We start from the raw sequence: 25,352 nt of genomic DNA, 5'->3' as shown, positions 1-25,352 counted from the left end.
CATCCGCAGCGTCGGACCCCGCCGAGTCGGCGCGTCTGCCGCGTCGGACCGAGTTCGATTGCGTGTCTGCGACGTTCTCGGCTGGGCAACGAGGACGCACGATGCGCGAGCGTTGCTGCTTTTGACCGGGTAGTCGGCAACGAGGACGCACGATGCGCGCTCGTTGCTGCTTTTGACCGGGTAGTCGGCAACGACGGCGCATGGTGCGCGCTCGTTGCTGAGCTGTGCCGACGGCCCAGGGTCGGGGAGCGGCCAGCCTCATGCGCAGCTGTCATCGTGGCCCGTGCGCCGCCTCCAGAGGCGGTTGTCGAGCTCCCCCCGGAACACCAGCCCCGACCCGGCGTACAGGCTGCAGATGCGCCGACTCGGCACAGCCCTCCCGTCGAGTCGGCGCATCTGCAGCGCAGGATCTTGCTGACCCGGCTAGCCTGCGATTCGTGAGCACGCCGCGCCTGGTCCCGATCTCCAGCGACCACGTTCCCGGGATCGAGCAGTTGCTCACAGACCCGGACGCCCTGCGGTTCACCCCGATCCCGGACCCGCCGCCCGCCGGCTTCGCGCGTGAGTGGTTCGAGCGCTATCAGGCCGGCGAGGCCGACGGAACGCGTCGCATGTGGGCGGTGCTCGACGAGGACGAGACCTTCCTCGGTCTCGGTGTGGCGCCCAGGATCGACACGATGACCCGCACCGTCGAGCTCGGCTACATGATCCTGCCCGAGGCGCGTGGTCGTGGCGTCGCGACCTCCGTCCTGCGGCAGCTGACCGACTGGGCGCTCGGCGAGCAGGGGATGTTGCGCATCCAGCTGTTGATCAGCGCCGGCAACCATGGCTCGAAGGGGGTCGCCGCGCGCTGCGGTTACCTGTACGAGGGGACGATGCGCTCGACGCACCTCAAGCAGGACCGGCGAGATGACACCGACCTGTGGTCACTGCTCCCGACGGATCCGCGGCCGAACGGCTGAGCTCAGCCGACCTGGAAGCGATCCGCCCCGGACGGTACGTCGTCGTGCACGTCCACCCGGTCCACGGCGGCGTGGCCCGGTCCGTGACGGCACCACTCGACCAGCGCCTCGACGGCGGACGGCGGACCCTCGAAGCAGGCGGCCACCGTGCCGTCGTTCTCGTTGCGGACCCAGCCGGTCACGCCCAGCCGGTGCGCCTCCCGCTGGCAGTAGAACCGGAAGCCGACCCCTTGCACCAGCCCGTGGATCCTCAGGCGGCGGGCGATCAGCTCTCGGGACATGCCGTCCAGATTGCCATGTTCAGCGTCCCGCTGCCCGGTGGGCGGGGCTGCAGATGCGCCGACTCGGCAGGGGTCAGGAGCGGGGCGGGTCCACGTTGACGGTCGGCGTGCCGCCACCGGCGCGCGCGATCACCGCGACCGACGGCTCGTCGGTGGGGTTGCTCTCCCGGTGCACCGTGAACGCCGGTACGTGCACGAAGTCGCCGGCGGCCGCGTCGACGTACCCCTCGCCGCCCTCGAACTCGAGCCGCAGCACGCCGGAGACGACGTACAGGCTGGTCTCGTTGCGGTCGTGGTGGTGCCAGCCGGACACGGCGCCCGGCGCGGTCTCGACGCGGCCGGCCCACAGCTCGGGCCGCTCGAAGGCACGGGTGCGCTGCATGCCTGGGGTGGGATCGGCCGGCTCCAGCTCGCCGGCTCGGATGACGCGGACGGGTTCGCTCACGGCCCCAGTCTGCCCTCTCGGAGCGGCGCGTGTCAGCCGAGGTCGCGCTGGCTGTCGAGGCGCAGGTCCCGCACTGCCAGCACCAGGGTGAGCGCCAGCAGCACCAGCGCCGAGCCGAGCGCCACCCGCAGCGCCGTGCCGGTGTCGTCGGTGTGGCCGAGCGTGACCTGGTACGCCGTCATCAGCAGCGCCGCGCCGAGTGCCGAGCCGATCCGCTGGCCGGTCTGCAGCGCACCCCCCGCGGCTCCGCCCATGCTCGGCGGCACCTCGGCCAGGGTGAGCGTGAAGTTCGGGGAGACCACGCCGCCGCCGCCGAGGCCGGCGAGCAGCAGTGGCGCCACCAGCAGCGGCCACATCAGCCGGTCGCCCTGGTCGGGGGTCAGCAGCGCGACGAGGAGCAGGCCGACGATCACGACGCTGACCGCCAGCACGGTGACCTTGCGGCCGATGCGGGAGACCAGCCGGCCGGCCGGGGTCGCGGTCAGCGCGGAGCCGAGCGCGAACGGCGTCAGCAGCAGCCCGGTGGCCAGCGCGCTGTAGCCCAGCCCGTCCTGGAGGTAGACCGAGAGCACCAGGAACACCCCGGTGAACCCGGTGAAGTACAGCGTGCCGACGGCGATCCCGGAGGCGTAGCCCGGCGCCCGGCGCAGCAGGCTGACGTCGAGCAGCGGCTGCTCGCCGCGGGCGACGAGCCGCCGCTCCCAGCGCGCGAAGGCCACCAGGAACACCGGCGCGAGCACCAGCAGGGCGAGGACCGGCGAGGCGGCCTCCATGCCGCTGATCAGCGGTAGCAGGATGCTGAGCACCGCGCCGCCGAGCAGGGCCGCGCCGACCAGGTCGAGCCGGGACGCCCGCTGCTCCTCCACCGAGACGGTCGGTCCCGGCACCAGCCGGGCGATGAAGAACAGCGCGAGCACCCCGATCGGCACGTTGACCAGGAAGATCGCCCGCCAGCCCAGGTCGTCGCCGAGCGCGGAGATGATCAGGCCGCCGAGGACGGGCCCGGTGGCCGCGGACACCGAGACGGTGAGCCCGAAGTACCCGAAGGCGCGGCCGCGCTCGGGGCCGCGGAACAGCTCCTGGATCAGCCCGGAGTTCTGCGGGGTGAGCAGCCCGGCGGCCACGCCCTGGACCAGCCGGGCGGCGACCACGAGCTCCTCGTTGGGGGCCAGCCCGACCGCGGCGCTGGAGATGACGAAGCCGGTCAGCCCGATCAGCATCATCCGCCGCCGGCCGTAGGTGTCGCCGAGCCGGCCGCCGGAGACCAGGGTCAGGCCGAAGGTCAGCGCGTAGCCGGAGATGATCCACTGCACCGCGCCCGCGGAGGCGCCGAGCCCCTGCCGGATCGAGGGCAGCGCCACGTTCACGATCGTCACGTCGAGCAGCGCCATGAAGCCGATCACCAGGGTGACCGCGAGGATCCGCCAGCGACGCGGGTCCGGCTCGTCCGGCGACGGGCCCTGCGCGGAACGGTCCTCGGGGCGTACGTCGGTCACCGGTCCAGCATCCCCGCCGCCTCCAAGCCCGAAGCACCGCTCACCGGCCGGCAGCCGCCGCTCACCGATCGAGCCGCGGGCGGCGGGCCCGGTGCGGGTCGCTAGGGTGGCGCGCATGCGAGGCATCCCGCTGCACGCGCCCGAGCTCCCCGGAGCGACCCACGTGCACTCGGGGAAGGTGCGCGACCTCTACCGGCTCGCCGACGGCCGGCTGCTGATGGTGGCCAGCGACCGGATCTCGGCGTTCGACTTCGTGCTCGACACGACCATCCCGGACAAGGGCGCGATCCTCACCCGGATGTCGCTGTGGTGGTTCGACCGGCTCGCCGACCTCGTGCCGCACCACGTCCTGTCCACCGACGTGCCCGAGCAGGTGGCGGGCCGCGCGGTGGTCTGCGAGGAGCTGGCGATGTTCCCGGTCGAGTGCGTGGTCCGCGGCTACCTGACCGGGTCGGGGCTGCTGGACTACCGCAGCACCGGCGAGGTCTGCGGGATCGCGCTGCCGGACGGCCTCGAGGACGGCAGCCGGCTGCCGCAGCCGATCTTCACCCCCGCCACGAAGGCGGAGCTCGGCGAGCACGACGAGAACGTCTCGTACGACGCCGTGGCCGGCGTCGTGGGCGCGGACGTGGCCGTCCGGCTGCGCGAGCTGACCCTGGCCGTCTACGCCCGCGCCGAGCGGCTGGCCCGGGAGCGGGGGATCCTGCTGGCCGACACGAAGCTCGAGTTCGGGGCGCGCGCCGACGGCACGATCGTCCTCGGCGACGAGGTGCTCACCCCGGACTCGTCGCGGTTCTGGCCCGCGGACGACTGGCACCCCGGCCGGCCGCAGCCGTCGTACGACAAGCAGATCGTCCGGAACTGGCTGACCTCCGCCGAGTCGGGCTGGGACCGCACCTCGGGGAGCCGCCCCCGCCGCTGCCCGACGAGGTGGTGGAGCGGACCAGGTCGCGCTACATCGAGGCCTACGAGCGGCTGACCGGCCTCACCTTCTGACCGGTCCGGACGGCTCGCGCCGATTCGCGGGGACCGGGTCGGGCGCCGATTCGCGGAGACGGTGGCCGCGGTTGGTGACCGGCCAGTAGGTTGACGCCAGACCCGAGGCCGTAGGAGGAACGCATGCTCAACCTGTCCGTGCTTCTCGAAGACAGTGCCCGCCGCCACCCCGACCGTGACGCCGTGGTGCTCGGTGAGACCCGGCTGTCCTACGCGCAGGTGGACGCGATGTCCTCCCAGGTGGCGAACCTGCTGGTCTCCCGCGGGATCGTGCCGGGCGACAAGGTGGCGCTGTCGTGCCCGAACCTGCCCTACTTCCCGGTGATCTACAACGGGATCCTCAAGGCGGGTGCGGTCGTCGTGCCGCTCAACGTGCTGCTCAAGGGCCGCGAGATCGCCTACCACCTCGCGGACGCCGACGCGAAGGCGTACTTCTGCTTCCAGGGCACCCCGGACCTGCCGATGGGCACCGACGGCAAGGCGGGCTTCGACCAGGCCGAGGGCTGCGAGCACTTCTTCCTGGTGATGGCCGACCCGTCGGCGGAGGCCTCGATCGAGGGTGTCGAGACGCTCGGCCGGGCCCTCGCCGGGCAGGCGCCGTCCTTCGAGTCGGTGGTGACCGCCGAGACCGACACCGCGGTGATCCTCTACACCAGCGGCACCACCGGCCAGCCGAAGGGCGCCGAGCTCTCCCACTCGAACCTGGTGCTCAACGCGCTGACCTCGAACCGGCTCTTCGGCACCGACGCCACCCGGCACGAACGGCACCTGGTCACGCTGCCGCTGTTCCACTCCTTCGGCTCGAGCGTGCAGATGAACGCCGGCTTCTCGATCGGGGCGACCCTGGTGCTGCTGCCGCGCTTCGACGCCGCGCAGGCGGTGGCGCTGCTGGAGAAGGAGGAGATCACCTTCTTCGCCGGCGTGCCGACGATGTGGTGGGGGCTGCTCGGCGCGCTCACCGACGACGTCGACGTCACGAAGATCGCCGGGAACCTGCGCACCGCGGTCTCCGGCGGCGCGTCGCTGCCGGTGGAGATCATCAGCCAGGTCCAGAAGCGGTTCGGGGTGACCATCCTGGAGGGCTACGGGCTCTCCGAGACCTCGCCGGTGGCCACCTTCAGCGACCCGGAGCGGGACCCGCGGCCCGGGTCGATCGGGATCCCGATCTGGGGCGTGGAGTGCAAGCTCATCGACCCGGAGTGGAACGAGGTCAACGCCTCCGGTGAGGACGAGGACGCGGTCGGCGAGATCGCGATCCGCGGGCACAACATCATGAAGGGCTACTACAAGCGTCCGGAGGCGACCGCCGAGTCGATCCGGGACGGCTGGTTCCGCTCCGGGGACCTGGCGCGGCGCGACCGGGAGGGCTTCTACTACATCGTCGACCGGGCCAAGGACATGATCATCCGCGGCGGCTTCAACGTGTACCCCCGCGAGGTCGAGGAGGTGCTGATGACCCACGAGGACGTCTCGCTGGCCGCGGTCGTCGGTGTCCCGCACGAGAGCCACGGCGAGGAGATCAAGGCGTTCGTCATCCTCAAGGAGGGCGCCGGCACCACCGGGGAGGAGCTGGTGGCCTGGTGCAAGGAGCAGATGGCCGCCTACAAGTACCCCCGGATCATCGAGGTCACCGACTCGCTGCCGATGACCGCGACCGGCAAGATCCTCAAGCGCGAGCTGGTCTGACGCCGCTGCGGGCACCGTCACCGGGTGAGGTGGCGGTGCCCGCACCGGGTCGTACGTCGGCGCGGCGGCCCCGTCCCGGCGAGACCCGGTCGGCGGCGCTCCGGGCCGACGCTAGACTGCGGCGGTCGCCTCACCCCCCGTGCAAGGAGCGTCGCAGTGGCACGTGTCGTCGTGGACGTCATGCTCAAGCCCGAGATCCTCGACCCGCAGGGGAAGGCGGTCCAGGGCGCGTTGCCCCGGCTCGGCTTCGACGGCGTGTCCGCGGTCCGGCAGGGCAAGCGCTTCGAGCTCGAGATCGACGGCGAGCTCACCTCGACCCGGCTCGCCCAGGTCCACGAGATCGCCGAGAAGCTGCTGTCGAACCCGGTGATCGAGGACTTCGAGGTCCACGTCGCGGAGGTCGAGGGGTGAAGGTCGGCGTCGTCACCTTCCCCGGGTCGCTCGACGACGTCGACGCCAGCCGGGCCGTGAGCCTCGCCGGCGCCGAGCCGGTGCGGCTCTGGCACGGCGACCACGACCTGCGGGGGGTGGACGCCGTGGTTCTGCCCGGCGGCTTCTCCTACGGCGACTACCTGCGCTGCGGCGCGATCTCCCGGTTCTCCCCGGTGATGACCGAGGTGGTCGCCGCCGCCGGACGCGGGATGCCGGTGCTCGGCATCTGCAACGGCTTCCAGGTGCTGTGCGAGTCGCACCTGCTGCCGGGCGCGCTGATCCGCAACGACCACCAGAAGTTCGTCTGCCGCGACCAGCGGCTGCGCATCGAGAACAACCGGACGCCGTGGACCTCCGACTACGAGGCCGGGGCCGAGGTGACCGTGGTGCTGAAGAACGGCGAGGGCTCCTTCGTCGCCGACGAGGAGACCCTGGACCGGCTCGAGGGGAGGGCCGCGTGGTCGCCCGCTACCTCGACGTGAATCCCAACGGCTCGCTGCGCGACATCGCCGGCATCAGCAACGAGCGCGGCAACGTCGTCGGGCTGATGCCGCACCCGGAGCACGCGGTGGAGGACCTCTGCGGCCCCGGCACGGACGGACTGCCGTTCTTCACCTCGGTGCTCCAGGCCGCGCTCGCCTGAGCGGCGTCCCTCAGCGGTCGACGCCGCGGTCGACGCCGGGCTCGACCCCGCGCTCGGGGGCCCCGACGGGGATCCCGTCCGGCTGCGGCCCCAGCACGCTGCGCCGGACGCTCCCGGCCAGCAGCGCGGCGACCCGTTCCAGCGGGCCGCTGCGACCCAGCAGGCGGAACGCCGCGCCGATCGCCAGCACCAGCAGCACGTGCCGGGCGAAGGTCGCCGCGTCGTCGTCGGGCCACGCCCAGGGGGTCCGCAGCACCACGTGCAGCGAGTACGTCGTCAGCGTCATCGTGCCGGCCCCGAACACCACCGCGAGCGTCGCGGGCGCGAGCCGGGCGAGCAGCAGGCAGGCGCCGATCGCGGCGACCGCGCAGCCACCGGTGTGCAGCAGGTCGAACGGCGTCCCCGAGTGCGGGGCGTGCACCGCCAGCCACCACCAGCTGCCGGTCGGGGTGCTGCCGTAGAGGCCGTGCTCCAGGGTGTCCGCGAGGCCGCCGGGCTCGGCCGGTCCGGTGAAGGTGCGGGCCAGCTCGGCGCGGACCCCGGCGCCCTCGAGGAGCACCGAGGACACCGCCCAGGCCAGCGCCGCGGTGCCGGCGCCGGCCAGCAGCAGCCCGACCGCGGTGCCGGTGCGCCGCAGCTCGAGGCGGCCCAGGGCCATCCCGGCCAGCAGGTAGGCGAGCCAGACCACGGCCGGGTAGTAGCCGGTGAGCAGCAGCTCGCCGAGCAGCCGGGGCAGGTCGGCCAGCCCGGCCAGCGACGGGCTGTCGTAGCCGCGCGGAGGCAGCAGCGGCCGCAGCAGCTGGGAGAGCACCGGCGCGAGCACCGCCCAGACGAGGGCCAGACCGGCGAGGGTGCGCGCCCGCAGGCCCAGGAACGGCAGCCCGAGGCAGAACAGCACGCCGTACGAGGTGAGGATCACTGCGACGGTGGTGTCCAGTCCGCCGAGCAGCAGCCCGATCGCGGCGACGAAGCCGGCGCGGGCGGCCAGGCCGGCGGCGGCCGCGCGCAGCGGCCGCCCGGACAGCGGCCGGGACCGGCCGGTCATCAGCGCGGTGCTGACCCCGGCCAGCACCGCGAACAGCGCGGAGGCCCGACCGCCGGCGATCGCCTGCACGGTGCTCACCCCGCCGTCGGGTGCGGTGCTGACCAGCGTGTGGGTGGCGATCATCCCCACCAGGGCCAGGCAGCGGGCGACGTCGAGCCCGACGAGCCGGCCGGGCGGGACCGTCGGGAGCCGCAGCGTCATCCTCAGACCCGCACCCGGATGACCTTGTCGTCGTGCCGGGCGGGGTCGCCGCGGCCGTCACGGTTGCTGGTGGTGATCCACAGCGACCCGTCCGGGGCCCGCTCCACGGTGCGGATCCGGCCGAACCGGTCGTGCAGGAAGCGGTGCTTGCTGCGCCTGCCGTCGCCGGCGAGGTCGACCCGCATCAGCGCCCGGCCCGCCAGCGCGCCGATCCAGGCCTGCCCGCGGACCACCGCGATGCCGCTCGGGGAGCAGCTCGACGTCGGCGTCCAGGTGACGAACGGGTCCTTGGCGCCGCCGGGGCCGTCCGGCCCCTCGGAGTAGGACCAGCCGTAGTCGCGCCCGGGCAGGATCCGGTTCAGCTCGTCGTAGGTCTTCTCGCCGAGCTCGGTGGCCCACAGCCGGCCGCGGCCGTCGAAGGCGAGGCCCTCGACGTTGCGGTGGTTGAAGGACCAGACGTGGTTGCCGAACGGGTTCCCGGACGGGACGCCGCCGCCTGGAGTCATCCGGAGGACCTTGCCGGCCAGCGAGCCGGTGCTCGCCGCCCGCTGCGGGTCGCCGGCGTCGCCGGTCGAGGCGTAGAGCAGGCCGTCCGGACCGAACCGCAGCCGGCCGCCGTTGTGGTAGTTGCGCGTCGGGATCCCGGCCAGGACCGGCTCCCGGTGGCGCAGCGCGCCGTCGACGTACCGCATCCGCACGATCCGGTTGTCCGAGGCGGCGGAGAGGAACGCGTAGACCCAGCGGTCCCGATGGAAGGTGGGGGAGCAGGCCAGGCCGAGCAGGCCGCCCTCGCCGGCGTTCGCCCGGACGCCGCCGACCCGACCGACCCGGCGCCGGCCGCCGGTGCGCAGCACCCGGTGCACGTCGCCGGACATCCGCTCGCCGACCAGTGCGTCGCCGCCGGGCAGGAAGGCCAGCCCCCACGGGACCTCGAGGTCGCGGGCCAGCACCTGGGTGACCCGGGGCGCCGCGGCGGCCGGGCCGGCGCCGAGCAGCGCTGCGCCGGGGACGGCGACGCCCGCCGCGGCGGCGGCCTTGAACAGGGTGCGGCGGTCCAGCTCGGTCATCGAAGGCGACCTTCCCGTCGGGAACTCGTCCGGGCCCCGGGCCCGGTGGCTACCACGGTCACATCCCGGCCGGTGGAAGGCAACCGTCGGCAGCCCGGCGCCGGCGAGTAGATTGAGCCGCGCGGAGCCCCACCGCCCCGGGCGACAGCCCGGCCCTCCCCCGACCCGGAGCCCGACTCGGTGACCGACACGCGCCTGCACCTCGACACCGTCGAGGTCGCCTCCACCACTCCCGACCGCGAGCAGCCCTGGGCCGACCTCGGCCTCAAGCCCGACGAGTACGCCGAGATCCGGGAGATCCTGGGCCGCCGGCCGACCTCCTCGGAGCTGGCGATGTACTCCGTCATGTGGAGCGAGCACTGCTCCTACAAGTCCTCCAAGGTGCACCTGCGCCAGTTCGGCGACATGACCGAGGAGATGCGCCGCCACCTGATGGTCGGCATCGGGGAGAACGCCGGCGTGGTCGACATCGGCGACGGCTACGCGGTCACCTTCAAGGTCGAGTCGCACAACCACCCCTCGTACGTCGAGCCCTACCAGGGCGCGGCCACCGGCGTCGGTGGCATCGTCCGCGACATCCTGGCGATGGGCGCCCGCCCGGTCGCGGTCATGGACCCGCTGCGCTTCGGCCCGCTCGACAACCCCGACACCCACCGGGTGCTGCCGGGGATCGTCGCCGGGGTGGGCGGCTACGGCAACTGCCTCGGGCTGCCCAACATCGGCGGCGAGGCGGTCTTCGACGCCTCCTACGCCGGCAACCCGCTGGTCAACGCGCTCTGCATCGGCGTGATGCGCCATGAGCAGATCCACCTCGCGAAGGCGTCCGGCGACGGCAACCTGGTGATCCTCTACGGCGCCCGCACCGGTGGCGACGGGATCGGCGGCGTCTCGGTGCTGGCCTCGGAGACCTTCGAGTCCACCGGCCCGACGAAGCGGCCCGCGGTCCAGGTCGGCGACCCGTTCATGGAGAAGCTGCTGATCGAGTGCACGCTGGAGATCTTCGCCGAGGAGCTCGTCGTCGGCATCCAGGACCTCGGCGGCGCCGGGCTGTCCTGCGCCACCTCCGAGCTCGCCTCGGCCGGCGACGGCGGCATGCACGTGTGGCTGGACCGGGTGCCGCTCCGGGACTCCTCGCTCGCGCCGGAGGAGATCCTGATGAGCGAGTCGCAGGAGCGGATGATGGCCGTGGTGACGCCGGCCCACGTCGACCGGTTCCTGGAGATCTGCGCCAAGTGGGACGTCGACGCGACCGTGGTCGGCGTGGTCAACGAGTCCGGCCGGCTGACCATCGAGTGGCACGGCGAGAGCGTCGTCGACGTGCCGCCCCGCTCGGTCGCGCACGAGGGCCCGACGTACCAGCGGCCGTTCGCCCGCCCCGCCGACCAGGACGCCCTGCAGGCCGACGGCGCCGAGGCGCTGGCCCGTCCGGGCACCGGCGCGGAGCTGCGCGACACGTTGCTGCGGCTGGTCGCCAGCCCCAACCTCTGCGACAAGTCCTGGATCACCGACCAGTACGACCGCTACGTGCAGGGCAACACCGTGCTCGCCCAGCCGGAGGACTCCGGGATGGTGCGGGTCGACGAGGAGAGCAACCTCGGGGTGGCGGTCTCGACCGACTGCAACGGCCGCTTCGCCCGGCTCGACCCGTACACCGGTGCGCAGCTCGCGCTGGCCGAGTCCTACCGCAACGTCGTCACCACCGGGGCCCGGCCGCTGGCGGTGAGCGACTGCCTCAACTTCGGCTCGCCGGAGGACCCGGCGGTGATGTGGCAGTTCGCGGAGGCCACCCGCGGCCTCGCCGACGGCTGCCGGGCGCTGGGCGTGCCGGTCACCGGCGGCAACGTCAGCCTCTACAACCAGACCGGCGAGACCGCGATCCTGCCGACCCCGGTGGTGGCGGTGCTCGGCGTGATCGACGACGTCACCCGGCGTACGCCGTCCGGGTTCGCCGCGCAGGGCCAGCAGATCTACCTGCTTGGCACGACGCGCGAGGAGCTCTCCGGCTCGGAGTGGGCGCACGTGGTGCACGGCCACCTTGGCGGTCTGCCGCCGGCGGTCGACCTGGCCGCGGAGAAGGAGCTCGCCGACATCCTCATCAACGCCTCCCGCGACGGGCTGATCGACGCCGCGCACGACGTCTCCGACGGTGGCCTGGCGCAGGCGCTGGTGGAGTCGTGCCTGCGCAACGGGGTCGGCGCCCGGGTCTGGCTGCCCGACGAGCTCGAGCCGTTCGTCGCGCTGTTCAGCGAGTCGGCCGGCCGGGCGATCGTCGCGGTGCCGCGCTCGGAGGAGGTCCGGTTCACCGACATGTGCAGCGCCCGCGGCTTCGCGCACCTGCGGATCGGGGTCACCGACGGCTCCGGCGACGACGCCCTGCTCGACGTCCAGGACCAGTTCTCGGTCCCGCTCGGCGAGCTCCGGACCGCCTGGGCGGCCACCCTTCCCGCCGCCCTGTCCTGACTCCCGCAGACGGGCCCCAGGGTCTGGCGACGGCCGCAGCGTCACCGTGCGGAGTGCGGCAGTTCCGGTCTTGGGCAGATGAACAGGCAGGTTGGGCAGCGTGACCAGAGCTCACGCTCAGCGGCACCGCGCAAGATGCCAACCTGCCTGTTCACATGCAGCAAGCGGCCGGAGAAACGGGACACACGCAGTGAGCGCCGCGCCGTCCTGAGACGCGACGAGGCGCCCCGCTGCTCGCGGGGCGCCTCGTCGCTCTGGGTGAAGGCTCAGAGGGTGCCGCTGCGCAGCAGCTTCCACAGCCGGGTGTCGACCACGCCGGTCACCGGCAGCCCGTGGTCTGCCTGGTAGCGGCGGACCGCGGCGGTGGTGGAGCCCTCGAAGACCCCGGTCACCGATAGGCCGGCCGCGTCGGCGGCGTTGAGCCCACGCTGCAGCCGGCGCACCGGGCGGGAGGCGGCGCCGTACTTCATCAGCGGGTCGCCGCTGCCGCGGACCAGCAGCGCGGTCCAGGTGCGGGCGTTGATCGCGCCGCCGGCCGGGAGCCCGGCCGAGGCACGGTAGGCGCGGACCGCGGAGCGCAGCGTCGCGTCGAAGACGCCGCTCAGCTCGCCGGTGTACCAGCCGCCGCTGCTCAGCAGGCACTGGCCCGCGGTCACCAGCGGGCCGCTCGCGCCGGTCCGGACCTTGGCGTAGGCAGCGAAGTCGACGTTCACGCCGCCGCACTGGGCGCGGGCCCGGGGTGCGGTGGAGCCGGCGCCGAGGTCGACGAAGTTGCTGTCGATGTTGATGGTGACGCCGCCGTAGGTCTCGTTGTGACCGCCGCGGTACTGGTGCACCCGGGCGTGCGGCATCCAGCCGGTGCTGCTGATGTAGCTCGAGGAGACGTCGGCGCGGCCGTTCCAGTCCGCGATCCAGATCTGGTCCGGCATGACGTAGGCGCCGGGCCGGGTGGTCCGCACGTCGTCGAGCATCTTGATGCCCGAGGCGGCGCTGGAGTAGACGCCGGAGACGAAGCCGGCGCCGTGCAACCGGTTGGTCCAGGCGTGCAGGAAGCTCAGCGCCGACTCCCGGCAGGACGTCCCGCTGGTGTCGAAGGCCTCGAGGTCGTACCACAACGTGCTGCCCTCGCTGAGGCCCAGCTGCGCGGCCCGGGCGACCGTCTTGTCGGCCTCGTCGCGGCCCTGCCGGCGCGCCTTGGCGTAGCGACGGGTCGGGTCGGGGCTGATCCGCACCTGCTGCAGGTAGCGCTCCCGGGTCGTGCAGGACGCCTGCGGGCCCAGCGTGATCGCCAGCAGCCGCCAGCCGCTGGCGAGCTGGGTGGAGACCCAGGTCGGCGTCAGGTTCGGCTGGTTCGGGCAGCCCCGGGAGTCCCCGGAGATGTAGATGCCGACCGCCCAGAACGGGGAGCTGCGCAGCCACGCGTCCATCGCGGCCTGCGAGGGGGCCACGCACTGGTCGAAGGCGTAGCCGGTGAAGTTCCCGGGGGTGGCGACGTTGTCCGCCTGTGCGGGAGCGGCCAGGCCGGCGCCCAACGTGGCGACCACGGCCGCGGTCACGGCGGTCGCCAGCCTCCGGCGCAGGCGGGGGGCGGACGGATCGGCTCGGCGCAGTGGCATGGTGACTCCCAGGGACGGGTCGGGTGAGCGCGAGTCACTCTAGTCACAGAATCACCACCGGTCCCAGGACTTCACTGAAAGATTGTGAATTACAGTGGTGTTGTTCGGAGGATCTTCCTGTACGCCGGCTGCGGCGGGGCTGCTCAGCGTCGATCTTCCTGCAGCTGTCGCCACAGCCGCCCGGTCACCACCCCGGTCGCCGGGAGGCCGCGCCGCCGCTGGAGGGCGCGGACCGCGTCCCGGGTGGGCGCGAGGAAGGTCCCGGTGACCCGGAGCCGCGCCGGGCCGGCCGCGTTCAGCGCGCGCTGCAGCCGCCGGACCGCAGGGCCGCCCGAGCCGAACTTCAGCAGCGGGGTCGTCGCGGCCGCCGGCGCGGCCCGGCCGGCCCGGGTGCCGCCGCCGGTCACGAGGAAGTTGCTGTCGACGACGAGCGGCACGCCACCGTAGGACTCGGTGTGGGTGCCGCGGAACTGGTGCACCCGGTCACCGGCCCACGCGTCGGCGGCCAGGACCGGGGAGTGCACGTCCTCGCGGCCGTTCCAGTCCGCGACCCAGACCCGGTCCGGCAGGCCGCCGGCGCCCGCCCGGCGGCGCCGCTCGAGCACCGCGATGCCGCTGGAAGCGCTGGAGTAGACCCCGCTGCGGAAGCCGTGGTCGTGCAGCCGCCCGGTCCACCCTGCCAGCATCGCGACCGTCGAGTCCCGGCACTGGCGGCCGCGGGTGTCGAACCCCTCGAGGTCGTACCAGAGCGTGCTCCCGGTCGCGATGCCCAGGTCGCGGGCGGCCGCCACCGCGGTGTCGGCCTCCTCGCGGCCCTGGTCGGCGGCCGCTGCGTAGCCGTCCGCCGGGTCGGCGCTGACCAGCCGCCACCGCGCCACGCCCGCGCAGGAGGCCTGCCGGCCCACGTGCAGCGGCAGCAGCAGCCAGCCCAAGCGGTCCTGCTCGGCGACCCAGGCCCGGTCCAGGTGCCGCTGCTCGGCGCAGGCGCGGTTGGCCCCGGAGACGTAGACGCCGACCGCACGGTAGGGCGAGTGCCGGCGCCACACGTCCATCTGCTGCTGCGAGGGCGCCTGGCAGGCGTCGAAGGCGTAGCCGGTGAACGAGCCCGGCATCACCTCGGCGGTGGCGTCGGCCGACGGGTCCGACCACGGCCCGAGCAGTGCTCCGGCCACGGCCGCGGCCAGCAGCAGGAGGATCGAGGCACGGCGCATGGGGATCTTTCGTCAGACGAGCGACGGATCACCCTAACCGCGCAGACCGTCGGCGGGCCGTCGGCGGGCCGTGAGGAGGCCGTCGGGGCGCGGTGGGGCAGACTGCTGCGGTGCCGATCCGCCTGCGTCCCGCCGACCCCGCGCTCGTCGCCGCCGCGCTGGCCCGCTTCCGCGACGGCGGTCGCGACGCGGCCGACCTGCGGCTGCTCACCAAGCACCTGCTGGCGCTGCTGGTCGGCCGGGCCCCCGGCGGCGCGGTCGAGGTGCGGGTGCCGCCGTACGCCGTGGCGCAGTGCCTCGAGGGCACCCGGCACACCCGCGGCACCCCGCCCGCTGTCGTGGAGACCGACCCGGCCACCTGGATCGAGCTCGCGGTCGGGGACCTCGACTGGGACGAGGCCACCCGGGCCGGCCGGCTGCGGGCGTCCGGCGAGCGCTCCGACCTCGGCGCCCTGCTGCCGCTGGCCTGATCGACGAGGGGCGGTCGGGTCCGTCGTTCGGTCGGCGCGTCTAGTCAGGGTGGGGGATGCGCCGCGCCGCGTTCGGGTGGTTATGGCCCCGATGTCCGGTTCCGGCGGTCCGACGGCGTCATGAGCGGGCCGGTGCCCCGTTCCTCCACTGCCCGGCACCCCGGGCGCAGGCCCGAACCACTGCCCCAGGCGGAACCCATGACACTGCTCGCACCGGAGCCGACCCGCTCCACCGGCGCCCCTGCCCGTCGACCGCTGCTGTCCGTGCCGCTGGTCGGGAAGCGCCCGCGGTCCGGGAGCGCGCCGGCCGTCCTGCCGCTGGCCGCCTGGGCCCACATGCTCGACGCGCCGGTCCGCGAGTCCGCACGGTCCCGGGCCGTGGCCCGGTTCGGGGGCGTGGTCGCGCTGCTGTCGCTGCTGTCCTACCTCACCTGGCGGGTGGCGGCGACGCTGCCGGAGGGCCCGGGCCGGCAGGCCGCCTGGCTGCTGGTCGGCTTCGAGGCGCTGCCGCTGCTCGGCGCGGTCGTCAAGCTGGTGGTCACGTGGAGCATCGACGCGCCCGCGGTCGGGCCGGTCCGGCAGGCGCCGCACGGGATGCGGGTGGCGGTGCTGGTGCCGACGTACAACGAGCCCGCCGAGGTGGTCGGCCCGACGATCGCCGCCGCCTGCGCGCTGCAGCCGGCCCACGAGACCTGGGTGCTCGACGACGGTGACCGGCCCTGGCTCGCCGCCCTGTGCGCCGACCTCGGCGCCCGCTACGTGACCCGCAGCGAGCACCAGCACGCGAAGGCCGGCAACCTCAACCACGCGCTGGACCTGATGGCCACCGAGGAGGCGGCCGGCGGGCTGCCGATCGACCTCGTCGCGGTGCTCGACTGCGACCACGTGCCGCTGCCGGCTTTCCTGACCGCGATGCTCGGCTACTTCGAGGACGACCGGATCGCGCTGGTGCAGGGCCCGCAGACCTACTTCAACGGTGGCGCGTTCGACGACGACGGCTACACCGGTGAGCAGGGCCAGTTCTTCAACGTCCAGCTCGCGGCCCGCGCCCGCGCCGGTGCCGGCACCTTCTGGTGCGGGTCGACCTCGGTGCTGCGGGTGGCGGCGCTGCGCGAGGTGGGCGGGGTCGCGCAGGAGACCGTGATCGAGGACATGCACACCACGCTGAAGCTGCAGCGGCTCGGCTGGCGCACCGCCTACCACCACCAGACGCTCGCCGTCGGCCTGGCCCCGGCCACCCCGAGCAGTACCTCGTGCAGCGCCGCCGCTGGGGGATGGGCGCGATGCAGGTCCTGGTCCGCGAGCGGCTGTGGCGCCGGCAGCGGTGGATGACGTGGCGCACGCAGCTGGAGTACCTCTCCGGGACGCTGTGGTGGCTCGAGGGGCTCGGCACGCTGCTCTCCCTCGGCGTCCCGGTCGCGCTGCTGCTCACCGGCGTGCCGACCTCGATCGTCTCGCCGTGGCTGTTCGCCTGCGTGTTCGTGGTCGCCTTCGGCGTCCGGATGTGGGGGTTCAAGCGGCTGATGCGCAACCAGATCCGCTGGCGCACCGCCTTCGCGCTGCGGGTGCTGCGCATCCCGGTCGGGCTCTCCTGCCTGTGGTGGCTGCTGAGCCGGCGCACGCTGTCGTTCGCGGTCACCCCCAAGGGAGCGGCCGACTCCCGGCTGCGGGGACGGGTGCCCGGGGTGGTCACGAGCGTGCTGGTCGCGCTGGCGGCGCTGGTGGGGTACGCCGTCCTCGGCCTGCTCGGTCTCGTGCCGTGGCACACCGACGCCGCCTCCACGGTCTCCTCCGGGCTCTGGCTCACGGTGGCCCTGGCGGTGCTGGTGCACGCCACCGCGCGGATCCGGGCCGAGCAGTACGCCACCTCCCGCCGGGCCGCGCACCGGTTCACCCTGCCGGTGGACTGCCGGGTGGCCGGGCTGCCGGCGCGGCTGGTCGACGTCTCGGTCAACGGCGCCGCCGTCCGGCTCGAGCCGGGGGCCTCGCTGCCGTCCGGCGAGGTGACGGTCGAGCTGCCCGGCGCCGTACCTCTCACCATGCGGGTCACCGGCCACGGCGCCGGCGTGCTCAAGCTGGCGACCCGCGAGCGGGACTGGGCCACCCTGCGGGCGATCTCGCTGTGGCTGTTCCACACGCCGTCGGGGTGCGTGCCGGGGCTGCCCGCGGGCGTGCCGGTGGTCGCCGTGCAGGGCGCCTGACCCGGGCGGACCGGGTTCCACGAGCAGGGGGGCGCGAGTGGCGGGGGGCCACTGAGGCCCTGGTCCCAGGCCGTCGGTCGACGACGGTCTGGGACTAGGGTGGCGGCCATGCCCACGCCGTCGATGACCCCTGAGCAGATCCGCGCCGCCGTGCGCGAGGTGATGCCGTCCGTCCGTGCCGACCTCGAGGCGCTGGTGCGCATCCCGTCGGTGAGCGCGGACCCGGCCCGCGCCGACGACGTACGCCGCTCCGCCGAGGCGACCGCCGAGCTGTTCCGCGCGGAGGGCTTCGACGACGTCCGGATCCTCACCGCCGCCGGCGGCGCCCCTGCGGTGCTGGCCCGGAAGCCGGCGCCGGAGGGTGCGCCGACGGTGCTGCTCTACGCCCACCACGACGTCCAGCCCACCGGCGAGGTGGCCGACTGGGACAGCGACCCGTTCGAGCCGACCGAGCGCGGCGACCGGCTCTACGGCCGCGGTGCCGCCGACGACAAGGCCGGCATCGCCGCCCACCTCGCCGCGGTCCGGACCTTCGGCGCCGACCTGCCGGTGGGCGTCACGGTGCTCGTCGAGGGCGAGGAGGAGGTCGGCTCCCCGACCCTCGAGGCCTTCCTCGAGGAGCACCACGAGCTGCTCGCGGCCGACGTGATCGTGATCGCGGACAGCGGCAACTGGGACATCGGTGAGCCCGCCCTGACCACCAGCCTGCGCGGCCTCGTCGACTGCTTCGTCGAGGTGCGCACCCTGCAGCACGGGGTCCACTCGGGCATGTGGGGCGGCGTCGTCCCGGACGCCGTGACCACGATGGTGCGGCTGCTGGCGACGCTGCACGACGACGAGGGCAACGTCGCGGTCGAGGGCCTCCACTCCGGCCCGGCCGCCGACGTCGACTACCCCGAGGAGCGGGTGCGCGCCGAGTCCGGCATCGCCGAGGGCGTGCAGCTCATCGGCTCCGGGTCGCTGGTCGAGCGGCTGTGGACCAAGCCGGCCATCACCACCATCGGCTTCGACGCCACCCGCACCGCGGACGCGAGCAACACCCTGATCCCCTCGGTGCGCGCGAAGCTGTCGGTTCGCCTCGCGCCCGGCGACAGCTCCAAGCGGGCGATGGCCGCGCTGCGGCACCACCTCGAGCAGCACGTGCCTTGGGGCGCGCAGCTGACCTTCACCGAGGGCGAGTTCGGTGAGCCGACCCAGATCGACGCGACCGGGCCGGCGTACGACGCGGCCCGCGCCGCCTTCCGGGACGCCTGGGACGGCACCGAGCCGGTCGACATGGGGGTCGGCGGGTCGATCCCGTTCATCGCCGCCTTCAACGTCGCCTTCCCCGACGCCGCCGTGCTGGTCACCGGGGTGGAGGACCCGGACACCCGCGCCCACGGCGCCAACGAGGGCCTGCACCTCGCGGAGTTCGAGAAGGTCTGCCTCGCCGAGGCGCTGCTGCTGCACAACCTGGCCGAGTCGCTGGGCCGCTGAGCGCTCCGGTCGCGCCGGGCCCGCGAGCTCAGCGCAGGACGGAGCGCAGCTCGGGCAGGGCGGTGAGCTGGCTGTCGAGGATGCCGCGCGCCACGGTGACCGACCCGACGAGGGGGTGCAGGGCGAGCGCCTTGGTGGCGGTGGCGTAGGAGCCGGACAGCGCCGCCTGGACCGTCGTGCGCTCGACCGCCTTCATCGTGGAGACCAGCCCGAACGCGTGCGGGTCGAGCGGGTCCACCGCGTGCGGTCGCCACCCCTGGGCGTCGACCGAGCAGGGCACCTCCACCACCGCGTCGGTGTCCAGCCCGGCGATGGTCCCGCGGTTGGGCACGTTGAGGATCAAGGTGGTGGCCTCGTCGCGGGCGATGGCGCGCATGAGCTGCAGGGCCACGCGGTCGTAGCCGCCGCCGTCGAGGTCCTCCTGCTCGCGCTCACCGGCGCCGGTGGCCTCGCGGCTCTCGGCCATGTACGTCGCCTCCCGCTGCAGCCGGGCCTGCTCCCAGCCGGCGAAGGCCTCCCCCGGTGCGCCCGGGCCCTCGGCCCAGAACTCCTGCTGCTGCTCGAGAAGCAGCTCGCCGCGGGTGTGACCCGCGGCCTGCTCGGCGGCCACGGCGTCGGAGCGGTAGTACCAGTACCAGAGGTACTCGTTGGGCACGGCGCCGAGCGTGGCCAGCCAGTCCGGCCCGAAGAGCCGGCCTTCCTCGGTGCGCAGCAGCGCGGCGGGGTCGGCCAGCAGGCCGGGCAGCAGGTCCTCGCCGGCGACCGTCACCCGGCGCAGCCACCCCAGGTGGTTGAGTCCTGCGTAGTCGAAGACCGCCTCGTCGGGGGAGACGCCCAGCGCGCGGGCGACGCGCTTGAACATCCCGACGGGGGAGTCGCAGATCCCGACGACCCGGTCGCCGAGGATCCGCGACATGGCCTCGGTGACCATCCCGGCGGGGTTGGTGAAGTTGATGACGTAGGCCTCGGGGGCCACCCGGCGGACAGTCTCGGCGATCTGCATCGCCACCGGGACCGTGCGCAGGCCGTAGCAGACCCCGCCGGCACCGGTGGTCTCCTGGCCCAGGACCCCGAGGTCGAGAGCCGAACGCTCGTCGCACACCCGCCCGGCCAGGCCGCCGACGCGGATCGCGGAGAAGACGAAGTCCGCGCCGGCCAGGGCGGTCTCGAGGTCGGTCTCGAGGTGCACGCGGGGCCCGGCGCCGCCGTGGGTGCGGGTGGCGTCCTCCAGGACGCGGCCGATGGTCCGCAGCCGCCCCGCGTCGAGGTCGTGCAGCACCAGGTCGGTGACGCGGCCGGGGCCCTCGTCGGCCAGCAGTGCTCGGTGGACCAGGGGGACGCGGAACCCGCCGCCGCCGAGGATGGTCAGTCTCATGCCGGTGCCTCCAGGCTGGTGATGATCTCGACTCCGTGCTCGCGCAGGCAGTCCAGCGTCGCGGCGTCCGCCCCGGGCTCGGTGACGACGGCGGCCAGGTCTCCGGGGCCGCACACCCGGGCGATGCCCTTGCCGGGGAACTTGTCGGCGTCGGCCAGCAGCACGGTGCGCTCAGCGACCTCGAGCATGGCGCGCTTGACCGGGACCTCGACGGTGGTGGTGTCCAGGACGCTGCCGTCGCGGCGTACGCCGCTGGTGCTGAGGAACAGGACGTCTGCGTGGACCTGGCGGATCGCCTGCTCGGTGAGGAATCCGACCAGGGAGCGGTAGTTGCGGCGCACCACGCCGCCCAGCAGGATCAGCTCGACGGACTCGTCGTCGGCCAGCTCCTCGTAGACCGGGAGACTGGAGGTGATGACGGTGACGTCGCGGCCGCGCAGCGCGCGGGCCAGGTGGCTGGTGGTGGTGCCGATGTCGACCAGCAGCACGTCGCCGTCGCGGACCAGGCCGGCGGCCAGGTCACCCACCTGTTGCTTGGCGTCGTGGTGGTCGACCGCGACGATCTCGTAGGGCGGCTCCGAGGTGCCCAGGGGGGCGGCTCCGCCGTGCACCCGCTGGAGCATGCCCTCGGACTCCAGGAAGGACAGGTCGCGCCGGACCGTCGCGCCGCTGACGCCCAGCTCGCGCGAGAGGGCGCTGACCTCGGTCGGCCCACCCGTGCGCAACACCTCCAGGATGTGGTCGTGGCGGCGCCGGGCGAGCATGCGCAAAAGATAGCAGGCAGAACCGCGCAGAAGTGAGCAGCCAAGCCCTCCGTTCGACGGGGACATGGTCCGCAGATGGGGCGGATGGGGTCGCAGAGGTCACGATCTAGGTTTGTCGTCCCAAGTGCTTGCGCATAAATGATCACATGGGCAACACTGCCGCGCAGGAGGTGCGCCCATGTCCGACCCCAGCGACGCCCCGGCACGACCCTTGGACCTCGTCGTCACCGGCACGGTGTTCCTCGACCTGATCCTCACCGGGCTGCGCGCTGCCCCGGTCGGCGGACGCGAGATCATGGCCGACGGCATGGGCTCCAGCCCCGGCGGCGCCGCGACTCTCGCGGTCGCGGCCAGCCGCCTCGGCGTCGCCACCGGGCTGGTGGCGGCCTTCGGCTCCGACGTGTACGGCGACTTCTGCTGGTCGACGCTCGAGGAGGACGAGGGCGTCGACCTGTCGGCCTCGCGCCGTCTCGAGGGCTGGCACTCACCGGTGACGGTGTCCCTGGCCTACGACGACGACCGCGCCATGATCACCCACGCCCACCCGCCGCCCATCGACCCAGACCTGCTCTTCGGGCGGCTGCCCGACGCCCAGCTCTGCTTCGCCGACGTCGGCACCTCCCGCGCTCCCTGGATCGACGAAGCGGTCGGTCGCGGCAGCCTCATCTTCGCCGACGTCGGCTGGGACGACACCGGGGTCTGGGACGCCGCGGGACTCCGCGAGCGACTCGAGGGGTGCCACGCCTTCGTCCCCAACGCCGCCGAGGCGATGGCCTACACCGGCAAGGACCACCCCGGGGCCGCCCTCGAGGTGATCCGCGACTGGGTCCCGCTCGCGGTGGTCACCGCCGGCAGCGGCGGCGCCTACGCCGCCGACGAGGCCACCGGGGAGACCGTGTGGGTGCCCGGGCTGCGGGTGCCCGCGATCGACCCGACCGGCGCCGGCGATGTCTTCCTGGCCGCGCTCATGGCCGGCACCCTGCGCGGATGGGGGCTCGCCCAGCGGATCCGCTTCGCCAACCTCGCCGCGGCGCTGTCGGTGCGCGACGTCGGCGGCGCCCTCGCGTCCCCGGGGTGGGCCGACGTCTGCGACTGGTGGTCCGACCTCGACCCCGGCAGTCGCCTCACCCGCGACTACGCCTTCCTCGACGACGTCCTCGCCGAGGTGGAGCACCGCATGTTCGCGCGGGCCGTCCCCACCATCGGCTTCGAGAGCGGCACCCACGACCACCCGCGCCACGGGCCCCGTCCGGGGCACGGCTCCCTCGCCCGACACGTCCCACCCGTCACCACCCCTCAGGAGAAGCGATGACCCGCATCCGTCCGGCTCGTACCCTCGGCGCCGGCCTGGCCGCCGCCGCCCTGCTCGCGACCACCGTCGCGTGCGCCCCCGGAGAGGAGGGCGGCAGCGGCACCGAGACGCAGTCCGAGGACGTCACCACCGACATCAGCAAGGTCGGCGACGTGACCCTCACCGTCTGGGACCAGGAGGTGCGCGGCGGGCAGGCCGAGCAGATCGCGGCCCTGAACAAGGCGTTCCAGGAGAAGTACCCCAACGTCACCATCGACCGCACCAAGAGATCCTTCACCGACCTGCAGCGCACGCTGCGCAACGCCATCACCTCCGACGACGCCCCCGACGTCGTGCAGGCCAACAACGGCCGCACCGACATGGGCGCCTTCGTGAAGAACGGTCTCCTGCAGTCGCTCGACGGCTACGCCGAGACCTACGGCTGGACCGAGCGGTTCCCCGAGTCGGTGCGATCGCTGGCCACCTACAGCGACGACGGCGCCACCTTCGGCGAGGGCAGCCTCTACGGCCTGGCCCAGGTCGGCGAGCTCGTCGGGGTGTTCTACAACAAGTCCATGCTGGCCGACCTCGGCCTCGAGGTGCCCAAGACCACCGCCGACTTCGAGGCGGCGCTCGCCGCCGCCAAGGACGCCGGTGAGCTCCCGATCCAGTTCGGCAACCTCGACGGCTGGCCCGGCATCCACGACTACGGCTTCGTGCAGAACCAGTTCGTCCCGCGCGACGACATCCGCAACCTCGGCTTCGGCCGGGAGGGCGCGTCGTGGACCACCGACGAGAACACCCAGGCCGCGGACACCTTCAGCAAGTGGGTCGACGCCGGCTACTTCACCCCCGAGTTCAACGCCGTCGGCTATGACCCGGCGTGGCAGGACTTCGCCCAGGGCAACGGGCTCTTCCTCGTCGCCGGCACCTGGCTCCAGGCCGACCTCGAGGACGCGATGGGCGAGGACGTGGGCTTCTTCCTCCCGCCGGTCGGCGAGACGGGCGAGTTGGCGGTCACCGGGGGCACCGGGCTGCCCTTCTCGATCACCGAGGCCTCCGACGACGCCGACGTGGCCGCGGCCTACATCGACTTCATCACCAGCGACGAGGCCATGCAGATGATCCAGGACGCCGGCAACCTGCCGGTCGTGGGCGGCTCGCCCGACCAGGCCGAGGGTCTGGCCGCCGAGGTGCTCGACGCCTGGACCACCGCCGGCGAGGACGACGCGCTCGTGCCCTACCTCGACTACGCCACCCCGGACTTCTACGACCTGATCACCGCGCAGGTGCAGGAGCTGGGCGCCGGTCAGGTGAGCACGGAGGAGTTCCTCGGCACCCTGGAGGACGAGTACTCCTCCTTCGTCTCCGGCGAGTGACCGCCCGCCCGTGACCAGCCACGCGTCGTCCGCAGCCGCGGACGCCTCGATACCTCCCCGGACGGACCGCCGGCAGGCCGGTGCGTCCGGGGAGCCCCCCGCCGCGCCGCGCCGCCCTGGCCGTCGCACGGGGGGCGCACCGGGCGAACCGGGCCTGATCGCCTACGCGTACGTCGCCCCGGCGCTGGTGGTCTTCGCCCTCTTCCTCCTCGCCCCCCTGGTGTACGCCGTCCAGCTCTCCTTCTACGAGTGGGACGGGCTGGGCCTGGGGACCTGGGTCGGCCTGGACAACTACGTCGCGGTCTTCACCGACCCCGAGCTGCGAGCGCCGTTCGGGCACGCCCTCGTGCTCGTCGTCTTCTTCAGCCTGCTCCCGGTGACCTTCGGGATGCTCCTCGCGGCGCTCATGACCCGCACCCGGGTCCGCGGCGCCGGCTTCTTCCGCACCGTGCTCTTCCTTCCCCAGGTCGTCGCGCTCACCGTCGTCGCGGTCGTCTGGCGCCAGATCTACGCCCCCACCGGTCCGCTCAACGACGCACTGCGCCTCGTCGGCCTGGACGGGTTCGCCCGCGGCTGGCTCGGCGACCGCGACTGGGTGCTGGTGGCCATCGGACTCGTCGGCACCTGGGTCGGCACCGGTCTGTGCACCGTGCTGTTCCTCGCGGGTCTGTCCAAGGTCGGACGCGAGCTCTACGAGTCGTCCCGGCTCGACGGCGCCGGCTTCTGGGCCGAGCTGCGCTTCATCAGCCTGCCCAGCCTGCGCGGCGAGCTCGCTGTGGCACTCACCTTGACGATGGTGGCCGCGCTGCGGACCTTCGACCTCGTCTACGTGATGACCGGCGGCGGGCCGGGCAACGCCTCGCGGGTGCCGTCCTACGAGGTCTACGACCGCGCCATCCAGGAGGGCGACGTCGGCACCGGCATCACGGTGGCGCTCGTCCTCACCGTGGTGATCCTGGCCGCCACCTGGCTGGTCAACCGCATCGCCGACGACAGGGAGGCCGCGTGAGAACCTCGAGGGCCGAGCGCACCACGACGTACGTCGTGCTCGTGCTGGCCGCGATGCTGGCGCTCTACCCGATCGGGCTGATCCTGGTGAAGGCCGTCCAGCCCGATGCCATCGGAGCCGCCTCCGGCGTCGACCTCGGCAACTTCGCCGAGGCCTGGGACCAGGGGGAGTTCGGCAGCTACCTGCGCACCAGCGTCATCGTGACCGCCTGCGTGGTCGTCGGCGCGACGCTGCTGTCGTCGTTGGCCGGATACGCCTTCGGCACCATGCGCTTCCGCGGGTCGACGGCGCTGTTCTACCTGTTGCTGCTGGGCCTCATGGTGCCCAGCGAAGCTGTCGTCATCCCGCTCTACTTCCAGCTGCGCAGCGTCGGCCTGCTCGACACCTACACCGCGCTGGTGCTGCCCCAGATCGCGCAGTCGCTGGCCTTCGGCACCTTCTGGATGCGCGCCTACTTCCGCAGCACCTCCCGCGAGGTCGTGGAGGCCGCCCGCCTCGACGGCGCGGGCCACCTGCGCATCTTCTGGTCGATCCTGCTTCCCATGGGTCGCCCGGCCGTCACGACCATGATGGTGCTGTTCTTCATGTGGACCTGGAACGAGTTCCTGCTCCCTCTGGTCGTCATCCCCAGCGGTGACCTGCTCACCGCACCCCTCGGCCTGGCCCTCTTCCAGGGCCAGTACACCGCCGGCACCTCGCTGCTGGCGGCGGGCGCCGTGATGGTCGCCTTCCCCGTCGTCGTCTTCTACCTGTTCGCGCAGCGGCACTTCATCCGCGGCATGGTCGACGGCGCCACCAAGGGCTGAACGCACGCGACGCCCACGCCTCAACCCGCACCACGCCCGC

Annotated in this window: 21 protein-coding genes and 2 pseudogenes; 14 read left to right on the top strand and 9 right to left on the bottom strand. The window is 73.3% G+C overall.

What is annotated here, in order from left to right:
- The first annotated feature begins 437 nt into the window (after positions 1-437).
- Positions 438-962 carry a GNAT family N-acetyltransferase gene (locus H9L09_RS07475; protein ID WP_187580027.1) on the top strand — a complete coding sequence of 175 codons (525 nt, stop codon included), beginning with the start codon at positions 438-440 and terminating at the stop codon, positions 960-962.
- A 2-nt stretch (positions 963-964) separates the two neighbouring features.
- Here the strand turns inward: H9L09_RS07475 and H9L09_RS07470 are convergent, their stop codons facing one another.
- The 3 genes from H9L09_RS07470 to H9L09_RS07460 form a co-directional block, all read right to left on the bottom strand.
- Complete coding sequence (locus H9L09_RS07470; protein ID WP_187580026.1) at positions 965-1,243, bottom strand: acylphosphatase; 279 nt, start codon at positions 1,241-1,243, stop codon at positions 965-967.
- Positions 1,244-1,316: 73 nt separating this feature from the next.
- Positions 1,317-1,688 (bottom strand): cupin domain-containing protein, encoded by a 372-nt coding sequence (locus tag H9L09_RS07465; protein WP_223164249.1) that lies wholly within the window; start codon positions 1,686-1,688, stop codon positions 1,317-1,319.
- Positions 1,689-1,720: 32 nt separating this feature from the next.
- Positions 1,721-3,301, bottom strand: a complete 1,581-nt coding sequence (locus H9L09_RS07460) for an MFS transporter (RefSeq protein ID WP_187580025.1) — start codon at positions 3,299-3,301, stop codon at positions 1,721-1,723.
- Between H9L09_RS07460 and H9L09_RS07455 the strand changes: the two are divergent.
- The 4 genes and pseudogenes from H9L09_RS07455 to purQ all read left to right on the top strand — a co-directional run bounded on the left by H9L09_RS07455 (position 3,300) and on the right by purQ (position 6,941).
- Positions 3,300-4,180 (top strand): annotated as a pseudogene (locus H9L09_RS07455) (phosphoribosylaminoimidazolesuccinocarboxamide synthase). The gene H9L09_RS07460 and the pseudogene H9L09_RS07455 sit on opposite strands and share 2 nt — an antisense overlap.
- A gap of 123 nt (positions 4,181-4,303) precedes the next feature.
- Positions 4,304-5,866 (top strand): long-chain-fatty-acid--CoA ligase, encoded by a 1,563-nt coding sequence (locus H9L09_RS07450; protein ID WP_187580024.1) that lies wholly within the window; start codon positions 4,304-4,306, stop codon positions 5,864-5,866.
- Positions 5,867-6,022: 156 nt separating this feature from the next.
- On the top strand, positions 6,023-6,277 hold the full coding sequence (gene purS / locus H9L09_RS07445; protein ID WP_187580023.1) for a phosphoribosylformylglycinamidine synthase subunit PurS: 255 nt from the start codon (positions 6,023-6,025) through the stop codon (positions 6,275-6,277).
- Positions 6,274-6,941: pseudogene (gene purQ / locus H9L09_RS07440) on the top strand (phosphoribosylformylglycinamidine synthase subunit PurQ). The gene purS and the pseudogene purQ overlap by 4 nt, the downstream one beginning before the upstream one ends.
- Positions 6,942-6,951: 10 nt before the next feature.
- Here purQ and H9L09_RS07435 read toward each other — a convergent pair.
- Both H9L09_RS07435 and H9L09_RS07430 read right to left on the bottom strand, forming a co-directional pair.
- Positions 6,952-8,187 (bottom strand): heparan-alpha-glucosaminide N-acetyltransferase domain-containing protein, encoded by a 1,236-nt coding sequence (locus H9L09_RS07435; protein WP_187580022.1) that lies wholly within the window; start codon positions 8,185-8,187, stop codon positions 6,952-6,954.
- 2 nt (positions 8,188-8,189) lie between these two features.
- Positions 8,190-9,254, bottom strand: a complete 1,065-nt coding sequence (locus tag H9L09_RS07430) for a PQQ-dependent sugar dehydrogenase (RefSeq protein WP_187580021.1) — start codon at positions 9,252-9,254, stop codon at positions 8,190-8,192.
- Between the two features lie 195 nt (positions 9,255-9,449).
- On the opposite strand from H9L09_RS07430, the gene purL reads away from it, so the two are divergent.
- The gene (gene purL, locus H9L09_RS07425) at positions 9,450-11,714 is read left to right on the top strand and encodes a phosphoribosylformylglycinamidine synthase subunit PurL (protein WP_187580733.1); all 2,265 of its coding nucleotides are present in this window, start codon (positions 9,450-9,452) and stop codon (positions 11,712-11,714) included.
- A gap of 266 nt (positions 11,715-11,980) precedes the next feature.
- On the opposite strand, the gene H9L09_RS07420 is transcribed toward purL, so the two are convergent.
- Together H9L09_RS07420 and H9L09_RS07415 are read right to left on the bottom strand one after the other, a co-directional pair.
- Positions 11,981-13,330, bottom strand: a complete 1,350-nt coding sequence (locus H9L09_RS07420; RefSeq protein WP_187580020.1) for a glycoside hydrolase domain-containing protein — start codon at positions 13,328-13,330, stop codon at positions 11,981-11,983.
- Positions 13,331-13,473: 143 nt separating this feature from the next.
- Positions 13,474-14,541: a glycoside hydrolase domain-containing protein gene (locus H9L09_RS07415; RefSeq protein ID WP_187580019.1), complete on the bottom strand. Its 1,068-nt coding sequence runs from the start codon at positions 14,539-14,541 to the stop codon at positions 13,474-13,476.
- Between the two features lie 110 nt (positions 14,542-14,651).
- Between H9L09_RS07415 and H9L09_RS07410 the strand changes: the two genes are divergently transcribed.
- From H9L09_RS07410 to H9L09_RS07395, 4 genes are all read left to right on the top strand, one after another.
- Positions 14,652-15,011, top strand: coding sequence for a sterol carrier family protein (locus H9L09_RS07410; protein ID WP_187580018.1), 360 nt, complete (start codon positions 14,652-14,654; stop codon positions 15,009-15,011).
- A gap of 198 nt (positions 15,012-15,209) precedes the next feature.
- Positions 15,210-16,343, top strand: coding sequence for a glycosyltransferase (locus H9L09_RS07405; RefSeq protein WP_187580017.1), 1,134 nt, complete (start codon positions 15,210-15,212; stop codon positions 16,341-16,343).
- Positions 16,295-17,212: a PilZ domain-containing protein gene (locus H9L09_RS07400; protein ID WP_187580016.1), complete on the top strand. Its 918-nt coding sequence runs from the start codon at positions 16,295-16,297 to the stop codon at positions 17,210-17,212. Before H9L09_RS07405 ends, H9L09_RS07400 begins: the two co-directional genes overlap by 49 nt.
- A 108-nt stretch (positions 17,213-17,320) precedes the next feature.
- Positions 17,321-18,688: a dipeptidase gene (locus H9L09_RS07395; protein ID WP_425491716.1), complete on the top strand. Its 1,368-nt coding sequence runs from the start codon at positions 17,321-17,323 to the stop codon at positions 18,686-18,688.
- Between the two features lie 28 nt (positions 18,689-18,716).
- Here H9L09_RS07395 and H9L09_RS07390 read toward each other — a convergent pair whose 3' ends face one another.
- Both H9L09_RS07390 and H9L09_RS07385 read right to left on the bottom strand, forming a co-directional pair.
- Entirely contained in the window at positions 18,717-20,063 is a 1,347-nt protein-coding gene (locus H9L09_RS07390; RefSeq protein WP_187580015.1) for a 6-phospho-beta-glucosidase, read from the bottom strand.
- Positions 20,060-20,827 (bottom strand): DeoR/GlpR family DNA-binding transcription regulator, encoded by a 768-nt coding sequence (locus H9L09_RS07385; RefSeq protein WP_187580014.1) that lies wholly within the window; start codon positions 20,825-20,827, stop codon positions 20,060-20,062. Before H9L09_RS07385 ends, H9L09_RS07390 begins: the two co-directional genes overlap by 4 nt.
- Positions 20,828-21,005: 178 nt before the next feature.
- On the opposite strand from H9L09_RS07385, the gene H9L09_RS07380 reads away from it, so the two are divergent.
- The 4 genes from H9L09_RS07380 to H9L09_RS07365 are packed head-to-tail and all read left to right on the top strand — an operon-like array spanning position 21,006 to position 25,312.
- A complete protein-coding gene (locus tag H9L09_RS07380) occupies positions 21,006-22,139 on the top strand; it encodes a carbohydrate kinase family protein (RefSeq protein WP_187580013.1) in 1,134 nt (377 codons plus the stop codon).
- A complete protein-coding gene (locus H9L09_RS07375; RefSeq protein WP_187580012.1) occupies positions 22,136-23,497 on the top strand; it encodes an extracellular solute-binding protein in 1,362 nt (453 codons plus the stop codon). Before H9L09_RS07380 ends, H9L09_RS07375 begins: the two co-directional genes overlap by 4 nt.
- 10 nt (positions 23,498-23,507) lie before the next feature.
- Positions 23,508-24,506, top strand: coding sequence for a carbohydrate ABC transporter permease (locus tag H9L09_RS07370; RefSeq protein WP_246456341.1), 999 nt, complete (start codon positions 23,508-23,510; stop codon positions 24,504-24,506).
- Positions 24,503-25,312, top strand: a complete 810-nt coding sequence (locus H9L09_RS07365) for a carbohydrate ABC transporter permease (RefSeq protein WP_187580011.1) — start codon at positions 24,503-24,505, stop codon at positions 25,310-25,312. The genes H9L09_RS07370 and H9L09_RS07365 overlap by 4 nt, the downstream gene beginning before the upstream one ends.
- Positions 25,313-25,352: the final 40 nt, after the last annotated feature.

The sequence above is a fragment of the Nocardioides mesophilus genome (assembly GCF_014395785.1).
Lineage (GTDB): Bacteria > Actinomycetota > Actinomycetes > Propionibacteriales > Nocardioidaceae > Nocardioides_B > Nocardioides_B mesophilus.
This window is presented reverse-complemented; position numbering and strand designations above follow the sequence as displayed.

Bases quoted from the DNA above. Each gene is read 5' to 3' on its own strand.
- H9L09_RS07470 (WP_187580026.1), bottom strand. From the start codon at position 1,243: ATGTCCCGAGAGCTGATCGCCCGCCGCCTGAGGATCCACGGGCTGGTG.
- H9L09_RS07460 (WP_187580025.1), bottom strand. From the start codon at position 3,301: ATGCGCGCCACCCTAGCGACCCGCACCGGGCCCGCCGCCCGCGGCTCG.
- H9L09_RS07450 (WP_187580024.1), top strand. From the start codon at position 4,304: ATGCTCAACCTGTCCGTGCTTCTCGAAGACAGTGCCCGCCGCCACCCC.
- H9L09_RS07435 (WP_187580022.1), bottom strand. From the start codon at position 8,187: ATGACGCTGCGGCTCCCGACGGTCCCGCCCGGCCGGCTCGTCGGGCTC.
- H9L09_RS07430 (WP_187580021.1), bottom strand. From the start codon at position 9,254: ATGACCGAGCTGGACCGCCGCACCCTGTTCAAGGCCGCCGCCGCGGCG.
- H9L09_RS07420 (WP_187580020.1), bottom strand. From the start codon at position 13,330: ATGCCACTGCGCCGAGCCGATCCGTCCGCCCCCCGCCTGCGCCGGAGG.
- H9L09_RS07415 (WP_187580019.1), bottom strand. From the start codon at position 14,541: ATGCGCCGTGCCTCGATCCTCCTGCTGCTGGCCGCGGCCGTGGCCGGA.
- H9L09_RS07405 (WP_187580017.1), top strand. From the start codon at position 15,210: ATGACACTGCTCGCACCGGAGCCGACCCGCTCCACCGGCGCCCCTGCC.
- H9L09_RS07400 (WP_187580016.1), top strand. From the start codon at position 16,295: ATGCAGGTCCTGGTCCGCGAGCGGCTGTGGCGCCGGCAGCGGTGGATG.
- H9L09_RS07395 (WP_425491716.1), top strand. From the start codon at position 17,321: ATGCCCACGCCGTCGATGACCCCTGAGCAGATCCGCGCCGCCGTGCGC.
- H9L09_RS07390 (WP_187580015.1), bottom strand. From the start codon at position 20,063: ATGAGACTGACCATCCTCGGCGGCGGCGGGTTCCGCGTCCCCCTGGTC.
- H9L09_RS07385 (WP_187580014.1), bottom strand. From the start codon at position 20,827: ATGCTCGCCCGGCGCCGCCACGACCACATCCTGGAGGTGTTGCGCACG.
- H9L09_RS07380 (WP_187580013.1), top strand. From the start codon at position 21,006: ATGTCCGACCCCAGCGACGCCCCGGCACGACCCTTGGACCTCGTCGTC.
- H9L09_RS07375 (WP_187580012.1), top strand. From the start codon at position 22,136: ATGACCCGCATCCGTCCGGCTCGTACCCTCGGCGCCGGCCTGGCCGCC.